Annotated in this window: 11 protein-coding genes; 5 read left to right on the forward strand and 6 right to left on the reverse strand. The window is 74.3% G+C overall.

Going from position 1 to position 13,143, the window contains the following annotated elements; genetic code table 11:
• The first annotated feature begins 103 nt into the window (after positions 1–103).
• Complete coding sequence (locus ACFWIS_RS25070) at positions 104–1,840, forward strand: DUF885 domain-containing protein (protein WP_380460928.1); 1,737 nt, start codon at positions 104–106, stop codon at positions 1,838–1,840.
• Between the two features lie 258 nt (positions 1,841–2,098).
• Entirely contained in the window at positions 2,099–2,857 is a 759-nt protein-coding gene (locus ACFWIS_RS25075) for a hypothetical protein (RefSeq protein ID WP_380460930.1), read from the forward strand.
• Positions 2,858–2,894: 37 nt separating this feature from the next.
• Here the strand turns inward: ACFWIS_RS25075 and ACFWIS_RS25080 are convergent, their stop codons facing one another.
• The 6 genes from ACFWIS_RS25080 to ACFWIS_RS25105 all read right to left on the reverse strand — a co-directional run bounded on the left by ACFWIS_RS25080 (position 2,895) and on the right by ACFWIS_RS25105 (position 10,508).
• Positions 2,895–4,235, reverse strand: a complete 1,341-nt coding sequence (locus ACFWIS_RS25080) for a glycosyltransferase (RefSeq protein ID WP_380460932.1) — start codon at positions 4,233–4,235, stop codon at positions 2,895–2,897.
• Positions 4,236–4,396: 161 nt separating this feature from the next.
• Positions 4,397–4,969, reverse strand: coding sequence for an ADP-ribosylglycohydrolase family protein (locus tag ACFWIS_RS25085; protein WP_380460934.1), 573 nt, complete (start codon positions 4,967–4,969; stop codon positions 4,397–4,399).
• Entirely contained in the window at positions 4,966–5,805 is an 840-nt protein-coding gene (nadE, locus tag ACFWIS_RS25090; RefSeq protein WP_380460936.1) for an ammonia-dependent NAD(+) synthetase, read from the reverse strand. Before nadE ends, ACFWIS_RS25085 begins: the two co-directional genes overlap by 4 nt.
• A 143-nt stretch (positions 5,806–5,948) precedes the next feature.
• The gene (gene ftsH, locus ACFWIS_RS25095; RefSeq protein WP_380460938.1) at positions 5,949–7,997 is read right to left on the reverse strand and encodes an ATP-dependent zinc metalloprotease FtsH; all 2,049 of its coding nucleotides are present in this window, start codon (positions 7,995–7,997) and stop codon (positions 5,949–5,951) included.
• A gap of 212 nt (positions 7,998–8,209) precedes the next feature.
• Positions 8,210–8,827: a disulfide bond formation protein DsbA gene (locus ACFWIS_RS25100; RefSeq protein ID WP_380460991.1), complete on the reverse strand. Its 618-nt coding sequence runs from the start codon at positions 8,825–8,827 to the stop codon at positions 8,210–8,212.
• Between the two features lie 109 nt (positions 8,828–8,936).
• Positions 8,937–10,508 (reverse strand): alpha/beta hydrolase, encoded by a 1,572-nt coding sequence (locus tag ACFWIS_RS25105; protein WP_380460940.1) that lies wholly within the window; start codon positions 10,506–10,508, stop codon positions 8,937–8,939.
• Between the two features lie 456 nt (positions 10,509–10,964).
• Between ACFWIS_RS25105 and ACFWIS_RS25110 the strand changes: the two genes are divergently transcribed.
• From ACFWIS_RS25110 to ACFWIS_RS25120, 3 genes are all read left to right on the forward strand, one after another.
• Positions 10,965–11,735 carry an NUDIX domain-containing protein gene (locus ACFWIS_RS25110; RefSeq protein ID WP_380460942.1) on the forward strand — a complete coding sequence of 257 codons (771 nt, stop codon included), beginning with the start codon at positions 10,965–10,967 and terminating at the stop codon, positions 11,733–11,735.
• Positions 11,736–11,833: 98 nt separating this feature from the next.
• On the forward strand, positions 11,834–12,238 hold the full coding sequence (locus ACFWIS_RS25115) for a PadR family transcriptional regulator (protein ID WP_380460944.1): 405 nt from the start codon (positions 11,834–11,836) through the stop codon (positions 12,236–12,238).
• Positions 12,235–12,834 (forward strand): HAAS signaling domain-containing protein, encoded by a 600-nt coding sequence (locus ACFWIS_RS25120; protein ID WP_380460946.1) that lies wholly within the window; start codon positions 12,235–12,237, stop codon positions 12,832–12,834. Before ACFWIS_RS25115 ends, ACFWIS_RS25120 begins: the two co-directional genes overlap by 4 nt.
• Positions 12,835–13,143: the final 309 nt, after the last annotated feature.

Consider the following 13,143-nt stretch of genomic DNA (forward strand, 5'->3'; position numbering starts at 1 on the left):
GCCGTGTGTTGACCGCGCCGTCGCCGACTCCGAATAATCGGTCCGATCGGGCCGCACCAGGGAACCCGTGTCGCACTGACCACACCGGACCCGGGAGCACCCGATGCCCGCTCAGCCCGCCGACCCCACCCAGCAGATCGGCTCCGCTCCCAAAGCCGGGGCCGACGCCGCGCCACAGGCCGAACTCGCCGCGCTCGCCGAAGAGTTCTTCGCCGCCGAGAACGCCCACGACCCCTTCGAGGCGACCCTCGCCGGCACCGAGGGCTACGCCCACGAGGTGCCCGACCCGTCCCGGGCGGCCGCGCTGCGCCACCGCGAGGTGCTCCAGGGCTTCGGCGCCCGGCTGGCCGCGATCCCGCTGGACGGGCTGACCGGCGAGGACCGCATCACCCACCGGGTGCTCGCCCGGCTGATCGACAACGACAGCGGCCGGATCGCCCACGGGCTGGCCGACTTCAGCATCTCCGCGACCATCGTCGCCCCGCACAACACGGTGTTCAGCTCGCTCGCCATGACCGCCGTCGACCAGGAGGGCGCCGACGCCTACCTGGAGCGGCTGGCCGGCCTGCCCGGCTACTTCGACGCCGTGCTGCAGGTGGGCCTGGACGCCGCCGCCGAGGGCCGGCACCCGCTGCGCAGCGGCGTGGACGCCGCGATCACCCAGCTGGACGGCCACCTGGCCGCCGACCCCACCGCCGACCAGCTGCTGCGCCCGCTCCAGGGCCGCCCGGAGTTCGAGCGGGCCCGGGCGATCGTGCGCGACGGCGTCCGCCCGGCCGTGGCCCGCTACCGGGCCGGGCTGGCCCAGCGGCTGGCCCCGGGCGCCCGCCCGGACACCGAGGCGGGGGTCTGCCACGTGCCCGGCGGCGCCGACGGCTACGTCGACGCCGTCGGCCGCTACACCCGCCCCGGGCTGACCCCGGAGGAGATACACCGGATCGGCCTGGAGACGGTGGCGGCGCTGCGCGAGGAGCTCGCCGAGCTGGGCGGCAAGGTGCTCGGCGTCAACGGCACCGACGCCGTACTGACCGCGCTGCGCCAGGACCGGTCGCTGCGCTTCGGCAGCGCGGCCGAGATCGTCGCCCTGGTGGACGCCGCCCTGGAGCGCGCCCGGCACGCCTCGGCCGACTGGTTCCGCCCGTACCCGATCGCGGACTGCGTGACCAGGGAGATCGACCCGCTGGAGGCCGAGACCGCGCCGCTGGCCTACTACCAGCCGCCGGGCCCGGGCGGGCGGCCCGGCACCCACTGGATCAACACGCTGAACCCGGAGAGCCGGTTCAGCTACGAGTACGAGGCGATCGCCTTCCACGAGAGCGTGCCCGGCCACCACCTGCAGCTCGCGCTCGCCCGCGCCCTGACCGGGCTGCCGCGCTTCCGGCAGCAGCCGAGCGCCCAGCTGACCGCGCACGTCGAGGGCTGGGGCCTGTACACCGAGCGGCTGGCCGACGAGATGGGCCTGTACAGCTCGGAGCTGTCCCGCTTCGGCATGCTCTCGATGGACGCGCTGCGCGCGGTGCGCCTGGTGGTGGACACCGGACTGCACCACTACGGCTGGTCCCGGGAGCGGGCGATGGCCTTCATGCGGGACAACACCGCCACCCCCGAGGCCAACGTCCGCAACGAGATCGACCGCTACATCGCCTGGCCCGGCCAGGCCACCGGCTACCTGATCGGCCGTCGGGAGATCGTCCGGCACCGGGAGCGGGCGCAGGCCGCGCTCGGCGGGCGCTTCGACGTCCGGGAGTTCCACCACGAGGTGATCGGCCACGGCAGCCTGCCGCTGGGCGTGCTGGAGGACCTGATCACCGACTGGATCGAGACGCTGCGCCGGTACTGAGGTCCCTCGGGGCGCGTCCTGACATCCGTTCGGGTCGTGCACCGAGATCCCGTTCGGGTCGTGCACTGCCGCCCGTTCGGGTCACGTACTGACGTCCGCTCGGGTCGCGGAAACGATTCCGCGCGCCCGTGACGGTCCTCCCTCGCCGGACCCTGCGTCACCCCTTCGGCCTCCTCGACACGGTAGTGTCCGCTGACGCGGCCTCCGGCACCTCGCCGGCCGGCCGCCCGTACTACCGCAACGACCTGGAGGAACTCCGTGCCGGCTCCCGCCCGAGGCGCCCTCGCCATAGCCGCGGCCGTCCTGCTCGCCGCAGCCGCCGGCTGCTCGTCCGGCGGCGGCCAGACCGCCAAGGGCGGCTCGCACGCCAAGGAGAGCTCCCACGCCGGCGCCCGCACCTCCGCCCCGGCGGCCCCGGGCGACGCCGCCCAGCCCGTCCCGGCCGCGATCGTGACCGGCCCCGGTCCGAAGAACTCCTACGACGCCCAGCCGCAGCCCGCCGCGGGTAGCTGCCACTACCGCTACACCGCGGACAAGCAGCCGCTGCCCGACCCGAACTGCACCCCCGGCGCGATCAGCCCGGCCGTCAACCAGGGCAACATCAACGACACCATCTGCAAGCCGGGCGGCTACACCTCGACCATCCGTCCGCCGGTCAACATCACCGGCAAGGAGAAGGCCGAGAACGCCAAGTCCTACGGCTACAGCGGGCCGATGGGCGACGCCGAGTACGACCACCTGATCAGCCTCCAGCTCGGCGGCGACCCCAACGACCCGCGCAACCTCTGGATCCAGCCGCCCTCCCCCGGGCACGTCCCGGGCAAGGGCCCCAACAACCCCAAGGACTCGGTGGAGACCCACCTGCACACCGCGATCTGCAAGGGCCAGGTCACCCTGACCGCCGCGCAGCAGGCGATCGCCACCGACTGGACGACGGCCGAGGCCAAGCTCGGCATCAGCAAGGGCGGCGCCGCCGCGCCCACCCCGGAGGCGGACGCGGACGGCGACGGCAGCTGACGGAACGTCCCGGCAGCCCCTGCCACCACGACGGTCGTCAGAGCGTCTCGACCAGCTCGGCGATGGTGTCGAACGGCCGGTACTCCGCGAACTCCGCGCCCAGCGCGCGGGCCCGTTCGCGGAACCGGCCCTCGCCGAGCACCCGCTCCACCGCCCGGCCGACCGCCTCCGGCTCCGGGCGGCCGGTGCGCAGGTCCAGCCCGACGCCCGCCCACTGCACCCGGGCCGCCACCTCCGGCTTGTCCTCGCTCGCGCCCGCCACCACCAGCGGCACCCCGTACCGCAGCGCCGTCTGAACCCCGCCGAAGCCGCCGTTGCTCACCAGCACGTCGGTGTGGGGCAGCAGTCGGTCGAACGGCACGTACCCGGCGGCGCGGACGTTGCCCGGCAGCCGCCCGCCCAGCAGCTCGGTCAGCACCTGCGGACCGTCCGGACGGGCGGTGGCCGCCACCACCAGGACGTCCCGCTCGGCCAGCGCGCGGACCGTCGGCGCGACCAGCTCGGACAGGTCGTCATTGGCCAGCGTGCCCTGGGTCACCACCACGACCGGCCGCTCCCCGGTGACCTCCGCCCACCACTCGGGCAGCGGCTGCTCCTCGCCGACCTTCCCCGGCAGCCCGCCGATCAACCGGTAGGAGGCGGGCGCGTCGCCGCGCGGGTACTCGAAGCCCGGCACGGTCAGCTGCAGGAACACGTCCGGCACCGTCGCCGCCACCAGCCCGCGCGGGCCCTCCGGCAGCCGGACGCCCACCTCCGCGAACACCTTCTCCGCGTACCGCTGCAACGGCTCGCCGCGCCGGTCCATCTCCTCCTGCAGCGCGCGGTTGCGGATCCGGCCCTCCTCCCCCGGCAGTGGCGGCAGCGCCAGCCCGAACGGCGCGGTGTCCACGCTCGGCAGCATCGACGGCGTGGTCCCGACCCCGATCAGCGCCGGGCGCTCCGCCCGCGGCCGGTCGAGCGCCAGCGGCAGCGCGCCCTGGACGAAGGAGTCGGCGATCACCACGTCGGCCGGGAACTCCGCCAACAGCGCGAGCAGCGCCCGGTACTGGTGCGGGACCGGGTCGAGGAAGATGTGCCGCACGTCGAAGCCGATCCGCTCCGGGCCGGGCGGCAGCTCCGCCCGGCCCGGGAACGACGCGTCGAGGTCGCGGTCGTCCCAGTCGGCGTCGGCGGGCAGCGCGGCGAAGCGCACCCCGGCCCGCCCGGCGGCCTCCGCGAAGCGCGAACCACCGAGGAAGACCACCTCGTGGCCGCGCGCGGCGAGATCGGCGGAGATGGCCAGCAGAGGGCTGACGTGCCCGTGCGCGGGCAGGGCGGTGGTGATGATCCTGGACAGCGGAAGCTCCTGTGGTCGGGCCCGGTTCGTTCTGCGACGCACGGTAGCCAGGGGCGGTAGACGACCGATCAACGGATCATCTATCCGGCACGGTGCCCCCGTTCGCGGTAGTACGGTGACGATCCGCCCGCGCGGACGATCACGGGGTACGAGGGCCGGCCGGCGGGCCGCCGCTGGAACCGCTCCTGGGCCGGCCCGGCCGACTACGCCGCCAGCCGCTCCGCCAGCCGCAGCAGGTCGGGCGCCCGCAGGACGCGTCCGCCGGAGCCCGGGAGGGGCACGTGCAGCGGCTCGGTCCAGCGGGCCGGGACGGCCGCCAGGCCGTAACGGGCGCCGGCCAGGCCGCCGGTGACGGCGGCGACGGTGTCGGTGTCGCCGCCGAGGTCGACGGCGGCGCGCAGGGTGGTGTTGAAGTGGATGCCGGCGGCGAGGTCCCAGGGCTGGCCGCCAGTGAGCACGGACTCGGTCTGGATGCCGATGTCCTTGGGTTCGGCGGCGGCCCAGCGGCGGAACCGGTCGAAGATGTCCGGGAGGTCCAACTCCCCGCGTTCGAGGAGGGATTCGGCGACCAGGACGGCCATCTGGGTGTCGTCGGTGGCCTCGCCGCGCTCCCAGCCGCCGCCAGCGACGAGTTCCGCTCCGCCCCCGCCGATCGGGAAGCGGGCAGACAGGGCGCCGGCCGGGCCGAACTCGTAGGGCGCGCCGAGGGCGTCGCCCACCGCCGACCCGAGGATCGCCCCGGCCGCCCGCGCGTTCCGCCCGGCCGGGTCGGTCACACCTGGGCCGGGGTGATCGGCAGGCCGCGCTTGTGCTCGGTGCGGCGGTAGTGGCCGAGGACGGTCCGGAAGACCTGCTCGCTGACCGGGTGACCCTCCAGGAAGTCGTCCAGGTCGTCGTACTCGACGCCGAGCGCGTCCTCGTCGGGCTTGCCGGGGGCGAGGTTCTCCAGGTCCGCGGTGGGGACCTTGCCGACCAGCTCCTCAGGCGCCCCCAAGTGGGCCGCCACCGCGCGGACCTGACGCTTCGTCAGGCCGGAGAGCGGCATCACGTCGGCCGCGCCGTCGCCGAACTTGGTGAAGAAGCCGACGGCCGCCTCGGCGGCGTGGTCGGTGCCGACGACCAGGCCGCCGCTGGCGCCCGCGGCCGCGTACTGGACCACCATCCGCTGGCGGGCCTTGACGTTGCCGCGCACGAAGTCCTCGTGGGCGTGGTCGCGGAAGGTGAGGCCGGCGGTCAGCAGCGCGTCGAAGGCGGCGTCGGTGGCGGGCTTGACGTCGACGGTGAGCAGTTCGTCGGCCCGGATGAAGTCCAGGGCGCGCTGGGCGTCGGCCTCGTCCGCCTGGACGCCGTACGGCAGCCGCATCGCGGTGAAGGAGGCCTGGTACCCCTCGGCGCGCAGCCGCTCGACGGCGAGCTGGCAGAGCCGACCGGTGGTGGTGGAGTCCACCCCGCCGCTGATGCCCAGCACCAGGGTGCGCGCGCCGGAGGCCCGCAGCTGGTCGGCGAGGAAGGCCACCCGGCGCTCGGCTTCCTTCGCGGGGTCGGTGACGGGCACCACCCCGAGGGCCAGGGCGATCTCGCGCTGGACGTCCGCGGGCAGGGTTTCGGTCATGGTCGGCTCCTTCGGGTCGGTACCACGACATCATCCACCCGGGCCGCGGCCGCGCCTGCGGCGCCCCCTGGCCCGTCCGGCCTCGTCCGGCGTGGTCCGGCCTCGTCCGGCGTGGTCCGGCCCTGGACGGCCCCGGGCGCCCCTCAGGACGGGACTGCCGGGCCCGGCCCTCCGCCCGCCTCCGGCGCCGGGTGCCGGAGGATGTCGAGCACCACGCGGCCGTCCACCGTCTCCTGGGCGACCAGCAGCGCCGCCAACTCGTCCAGGTGGTGCCGGTGTTCGCGCAGCAGCGCGACGGCCCGGCGCTCGGCGCCGCGCAGCAGGGCGGCCACCGCCTCGTCCACCGCGCGCTGGGTCTGCTCGGAGTAGGGGCGGCGCAGCAGGTCCTCGGGGTGGTCGCCGAGGTACTGGGGGGAGCCGCTGGAGTAGCCGACCGGTCCGATGTCCGGGGAGAGGCCGAACTCGCGGACCATCCTGGTGGCCACCGAGGTGGCGTTGGCGAGGTCGTTGGCGGCGCCGGTCGAGCCCTCGCCGAAGACCACCAGTTCGGCGGCCCGCCCGCCGAGCTGGACGGTGATCAGGTCGTTCAGGTAGCCCTCGCTGTACAGGTGCCGCTCCGCCTCGGGGAGCTGTTCGGTGGCGCCGAGGGCGACCCCGGCCGGGAGGATGGTCACCTTGGCGACCGGGTCGGCGTGCCGGCACAGCGCGGCGGTCAGCGCGTGCCCGGACTCGTGCACGGCGACGGCGTGCCGCTCCTCGGGCAGCAGCGCGTTGGAGGACTCCCGGCGTCCGAGCAGCACCCGGTCGCGGGCGTCGTCGAGGTCGGCGGCGGTGATGGTGGACCGTTCGGCGCGCACGGCGTTGATGGCGGCCTCGTTGACCAGGTTGGCGAGGTCAGCGCCGGAGAAGCCCGGGGTGCCGCGGGCGATCCGGTCCAGGTCGGCCTCCGGGGCGAGGGTCTTGCCGCGGGTGTGGACGGCGAGGATGGCCGCCCGCTCGGCCTGGTTGGGCAGCGGCACGGTGACCTGCCGGTCGAAGCGGCCGGGGCGCAGCAGGGCCGGGTCGAGGGCGTCCGGCCGGTTGGTGGCGGCGATGACGACGATCCCGGTGCTCTGGTCGAAGCCGTCCATCTCGGAGAGCAGCTGGTTGAGGGTCTGCTCGCGCTCGTCGTTGCCGCCGATCCGGCTGCCGCCCGCGCGTCGACCGCCGACGGCGTCGATCTCGTCGATGAAGACGATGGACGGGGCGCGCTTGCGGGCCTCGTCGAACAGGTCGCGGACCCGGGACGCGCCGACGCCGACGAACATCTCCACGAAGCCGGAGCCGGTGACGGACAGGAAGGGTACGGAGGCCTCGCCGGCGACCGCCCGGGCGAGCAGCGTCTTGCCGGTGCCCGGTGGACCGACCATGATCACTCCGCGCGGCCCCTTGGCCCCCGCGGCGGCGTAGCGTTCCGGGCTGCGCAGGAAGTCGACCACCTCGCTGACCTCCTGCTTCACCCCCTCGTACCCGGCCACGTCGGCGAAGCCGGTGGCGGGCCGCTCGGCCTCGATGATCTTCGCCCGGGAGCGGCCGATCGCGCTCAGCCCGCCGCCGAGCGAGCGCGCCGCCATCCGGCCGGACCACAGGAACAGCCCGCCGAAGATCAGCAGCGGCAGGAACAGCAGCAGGGTGGACCAGATCGAGCTGCCCCCGCTGGCGCGGCTGCCGGTGACGCTCACGTGCTGGCCGGAGAGCGCCCGGCTGAGCTGGGAGGTGTCCAGGGCGGTCGGGAGCTGGCTGGTGAAGTGGGTGCCGTCCTTGAGCGTGCCGGACACCCCGCCGGTGTCGCTGACGTCCACGGTCTGGACCTGGCCGGCGTCGACCCGGTTGAGCAGGTCGGTGTAGCCGTAGCGGGGGCCGACCGGGCTGGGCTTGGCGAGCAGCACCAGGAGCAGCAGGGTCACCAGCACGGCGACGGGCAGCAGCCAGCGGCGCAGCGCGGGGGGCGGCGGCTTGGGCGGGGTGCCGCCGGGGCCCCGGTTCGGACCTCCGCCGGGGCCGCGGTTCGAGCCGCCACCAGGGCCACCGCCACCAGGACCTCCGCCACCGGGGCCTCCACCACGGCCGGGCGGGTCGGGCCACCGGCCGGGGCCTCGGCCGGGCGGGGTCGCCGGGTGGCGGTCAGCGCGCAGACTCGTTCGTCCGATCATCCACGCTCACCGCCTCTCGGGCGCCGCCGGGCCTCACCCGCCGGCCCCGCACGGACTCCCCGCTCAGGGCCCACCCCTCCATGGTCGCCCCTGCGGCCCAGGACGGGAGCCGGAGCCCCGGACGGCACCGCCGTCGGCCGTCGGACGTCGGCTGTCGGACGTCCAGAGGTGCCCCGGGTGGGGCCGGGGCACCCCTCGGGAGGAGCCGCTCCTCAGGAGAAGTCGAGCGAGTCCGTCCGGGTCCGCTTGAGCTCGAAGAACTTCGGGTAGCCGGCCAGCAGGCGGACGCCCTCGAAGACCCGCAGCGCGTCCTCCCCGCGCGGGATCGCGCTCAGCACCGGGCCGAAGAAGGCCACCCCGTCCACGTGGATGGTCGGGGTGCCGACCTCCTCACCGACCGGGTCCATGCCCTCGTGGTGGCTCTTGCGCAGCGCGATGTCGTACGCGGTGCTGGTGGCCGCCTCGGCGAGTTCCTCGGGCAGTCCGGCCGCCACCAGGGCCTCGCGGATGACGGTGTCGTCGGCGGGCCGGTCCTGGTCGTGGAAGCGGGTGCCGAGCTCGGTGTAGAGGTCGCGCAGCACGTGCTGGCCGTACTGTTCGGCGGCGGCGATGCAGACCCGGACGGGGCCCCAGCCGGTGGTCATCAGGCGCTGGTAGCGCTCCGGCAGGTCGGTGCGGCCCTCGTTGAGGACGGACAGGCTCATCACCCGGAAGGTGAGGTCGAGTTCGCGCTGGCGGGCGACCTCCAGGATCCACCGGGAGGTGATCCAGGCGAAGGGGCAGACGGGGTCGAAGTAGAAGTCGACCTTGGTGGCCCCGGTGTTCACGATCTCGTTCTCGTGCGCGCTCTTGTTCTCGTTCTTGTTCACGTGGATGATCTTAGGGCCGGATTGGACCGGTATCCAGGGCCAATCGAATCAACTTCCAGTGGTCCACTTCTCAGCTGCAGGTGGTCCCGTCGGAAGGTACCGTACCGTCCAGCAGGTAGGCGTCCACGGTCTTCTTCAGGCACGGGTTACCGGTGTTGTAGCCGCCGTGGCCCTCGCCGTTGAGGGTGACGGTGATGCCGACGCCCGAGCCCAGCTGCTGCGCCATGGTGCGGGCGCCCTCGACCGGAGTGGCCGGGTCCCCGGTGGTGCCGACCACCAGGATCGGGGCGGCGCCCTGCGCGGAGACCTCCGGGTGGTCGGTCTTGCCGGCGACGGGCCAGCCGGTGCAGCCGGTCAGACCCCAGGCGGTGAAGTCGCCGAACACCGGGGAGGCGGTGCGGAACTGCGGCAACTCCTGCTCGACGTCCTGGTCGGAGTAGCGCTGCCGGGCATCCACGCAACTGATCGCCCGGTTGGCCGCGTTGAGGTTGTTGTAGTGGCCCTGCGGATCGCGCCCGAGCAGCGCGTCGGCGAGCTGGAGGAGGGTGTCGCCGGTCCCCGCCTGCATCGCCTCGGTGAGCCCGGAGGCCAGCGCGGGCCAGGCCTGCCGGCTGTACAGGGCGCTGGCGATGCCGGTGACGGCCAGGCTCTCGGTGAGCTTGCGTCCGCTGCTGGTGGGCAGCGGCGACTGCGCGATCTTCTGCAGCAGGTCGGTGATCCGCGCGGTGCCCTCGGCGCCGCCGGCGCCGGTCGGGCAGGCGGCCGCGTCCTGGGTGGCACAGGCCTTCATGAAGTCGTCCAGGGCGAGTTGGAAGCCCTGGGCCTGGCCGAGCGCGTTCTGCTGCGGGTCCTTGGTCGGGTCGACCACCGAGTCCAGCACCATCCGGCCGACCTCCTGCGGGAACAAGTGCGCGTAGACACCGCCGAGTTGAGTGCCGTAGCTGATCCCGAAGTAGGAGAGCTTCCGGTCGCCGAGGACCTGCCGCATCAGGTCCATGTCCCGGGCGGCGCTCTCGGTGTCCACGTACGGCAGCACTGCGGCGGAGTTGTGCTCGCAGGCGGCGGCGAACTGCGCGTTGCTGTCGTCCAGTGCCTTGACCTCGGCGGGGGTGTCCGGGGTGCCGTCGACGGCCGCGTTGGCGTCCATCCCCTGGTCGTCCAGGCACTTCACCCCGGCGCTGTCGCCGACGCCGCGCGGATCGAAACTCACCAGGTCGTAGCGGGTGTTGAGGGAGGCGTAGACCGAGGACAGGGCGGGCAGGGTGGCCACGCCGGACGCCCCGGGGCCGCCGAAGTTGAAGAGCAGCGAGCCGAGCCGGTGCTGTTCGTCCTTGGCCTTGCTGCGGATCAGCGCGAGGTCGATGGTCTTCCCGTCGGGATTCGCGTGGTCCAGCGGGGCCTTGAGGGTGGCGCACTCCCAGTCGCTCGCGGGCGCGGTGCCGCCGCCCTGCGCGGCGCTCGGGGCCGGGCAGGGCTTCCAGTCCAGCCGCTGGGCGGCCAGTCCGGTTGCGCTCGCACCGGTGGCCGGGGAGCTGGGCGCGGGTTCGGCGGCGGAGCGGCTGTCGCCCTGGCAACCGGAGAGGGGGGCGATCAGCAGCGCGGCCAGGCCGAGTGCGCCGGCGCCGCGGACGACGGTGTGCATGGGGCGGTCCACCTCTCGGTTGGCCGGGCTGGGGCGCCGGGCTGGCCTGCCGGGCTGGTCTGCTGCCGCACCGGCCCGGCGAGCGCACCGGCGTGCGGCAGAACGGCGTACGCCCTGGTGCTCCGGGGAGGCGTACGCCCCGGCGCTCAGCACCGTCGGCGCACCACAGACCCTAGGGGCCGGGGCTGGGCGACGCCCCTCGGAGTCTCCGGACGGAGGGCGTGCGCCGAACGGGCTACCACCGGCCGACCGGGTGAGGATTCAACCGGGCCACGGGGTGGCAGCCTTACCGCCGGTCGCCGGTGCGTCGCCGGTGCGCCATGGATACGTCGTGGCTGCGTCGCCGGCGCGTCGTGGCTGCGTCCTCGGCATACGGAGGCTCCGTTGCGGTCCGTTGCGGGTCCGTGGTGGACCGGCGGCGGGCACGGCTCGGACAGATCGCGAACAGGGGGCGCGTTGAGCGACGACACCGACTTCGTCAGCGTGGACGTCTTCATCACCACCAGCCGGCAGGAGATCCTGCTCCAACTGCGCGACGACAAGCCGGACATCCGGTGGCCCGCCCACTGGGTGGTCCCGGGTGGCCACCGCGAGCCCGGAGAGACGCCGTACCGGACGGCGGTGCGCGAACTGCGCGAGGAGACCGGGCTGGACGTGCCCGGCCTACTCCCCTTCCACCCGGTGCTGGCCGCGACCGACCACCGGGGGCACCGGCGGCGCGCCTTCCACGCCCAGGTCGACGTCGACCCGGCCGAGCTGGTCCTCGGCGAGGGCCAGGAGTTGCGGCTGGTCCCGTTCGCCGAGGCGCAGCGGATGAAGGTGCCGCCCGCGCTCAAGGGCTACCTGCGCCAGCTGGAGGCCCGACTGGCGGTCGGGCGGACCCATGAGTGGGCGGTGGTCGACGACATCCACCGCCACCTCTCCGACCACCGGGACAGCCTCGGACTGCCGCTGCTGCCCCTACAGGTGGTGAAGATCCAGGAGGAGGCCGGGGAGGTCGCCGAGGCACTGCTCGGCGTGCTCGGGGCCAATCCGCGCAAGGGGGTCAGCCACTCGATGGCCGATCTGCAGGGCGAGCTGTGCGACGTGATCACCGCCGCGATGGTCGCCTTGCGGGACACCACGGCGGATCCGGGCGCCGTGCTGGCCGAGCACCTGGCGGGGTGGCGGCCTTCGCGGGCGTCGCAGCCGCCTCGGGCGTCGCAGCCGTCACAGCGGGAGGCGTAGCCGTCACAGCAGGAGGCGTAGCAGGAGGCGTAGCGGGCCGATGTCCCGCCGCATCGCCGTGCGTGCACTACCTTGCGTTGCCTGCTATCTTGCATTGCATGGTACCTGGCACCGCAAGCCCCGAGCCTGACGTTCCACCCGGTTCGTCCGGTTCGCCCGGCTCGCCCGACGGCCCGGTCGCGACTCAGCTGCGCAAGGGAGTCCTGGAGTACTGCGTCCTCGCGCTGCTGCGCGACGGCCCGCGCTACGGGGTCGAACTGCTCCAGGAGCTCGGCCGGTACCCGACACTGGCGACCAGCCAGGGCACCATCTACCCCCTGCTGTCCCGGCTGCGCCGCGCCGGGCTCGCGGACACCTTCCTGCGCGACTCGGCCAGCGGCCCGTCCCGCCGGTACTACACCCTCACGGAAGCCGGGCGGAGCGCGCTGGAGGAGTTCACCGCGCTGTGGCCCGCCTTCCGTGCCACCGTCGACCACGTCCTCGCCCCAGGAGACCACCCGTGAACAACCCCATCGAGCACCCCCTGGTCCGCGCTCACCTCGACGCGGTCGCCCGCAGCACCGCCACCCTGCCGCCGGAACGCCGCCGCGAACTGCTGGCCGACCTGCGCGAGCACATCGAGATCTCGCTCACCGACACCCCGCTCACCGAGGCCACCGTCCGCGCCGTCCTGGAACAGCTCGGCACCCCCCGGCAGATCGCCGACGCCGCCCTCGCCGAGGAGGGTCAGACACCGCCCGCCCCGGAGCCGGCGGGCCGGACCAACCTCACCCTGGCCCTCGCCGTGCTCGCCCTGCCACTGGCGCTGATCCCGGTCGCCGGGCCCGTACTCGGGTTCGCCTCGGCCGTCCTGGCCGCCGTCCGGGTCAGCAGGTCCCGGCAGTGGACCCGGCGCGAGAAGCGCCAGGCGGCACTGCTCCTGCTCTCGCCGCTCCTCCTCACCCCGGCGATCGCCCTGGCCGTCACGGTGCTCTCCTCCGGGCTCACCCCCACCGCCCTGCTCGCCACCTGCGCCCTGGGCTTCTGCCCGAGCCTGACCGCGGCCCTGCGCCTCTCCCGGTCCGCCGCCCGGGTACGCACGGCAGGGCTCGCCGCCTGACGCCGCAGCGGCCTCCCACCCGGGCCGCGCCGGCCAGACGGTCCGACGGAGCAGCCCCGTCCACTAGCAGCCCGCCGGCCGCCGCAGGACGACCGCCCCAGCCGAAAGGGCGGCCCACTCCCCTACACGAAGGGGAATCATCCACCGGGGCGAACACCCTCCGGTCGAGGTACACGCCCCGGTCGAGGTACGTGCCCCGGGCCCGGCGATCGAAACCGGCGTCAGCGGCACCCCTGGACTCGGACCCTACCGCCTGCCCCTGACATCGCCCCCGGCGCCGGGTCAGTAGGCCGATCGGCAGCCTGGCCT

Origin of the sequence: Kitasatospora sp. NPDC127060, assembly GCF_042724935.1 — a bacterium.
Classification (GTDB): Bacteria; Actinomycetota; Actinomycetes; order Streptomycetales; family Streptomycetaceae; genus Kitasatospora.

Bases quoted from the DNA above. Each gene is read 5' to 3' on its own strand.
- ftsH (WP_380460938.1), bottom strand. From the start codon at position 7,997: ATGATCGGACGAACGAGTCTGCGCGCTGACCGCCACCCGGCGACCCCG.
- ACFWIS_RS25105 (WP_380460940.1), bottom strand. From the start codon at position 10,508: ATGCACACCGTCGTCCGCGGCGCCGGCGCACTCGGCCTGGCCGCGCTG.
- ACFWIS_RS25115 (WP_380460944.1), top strand. From the start codon at position 11,834: ATGGTACCTGGCACCGCAAGCCCCGAGCCTGACGTTCCACCCGGTTCG.
- nadE (WP_380460936.1), bottom strand. From the start codon at position 5,805: ATGACCGAAACCCTGCCCGCGGACGTCCAGCGCGAGATCGCCCTGGCC.
- ACFWIS_RS25070 (WP_380460928.1), top strand. From the start codon at position 104: ATGCCCGCTCAGCCCGCCGACCCCACCCAGCAGATCGGCTCCGCTCCC.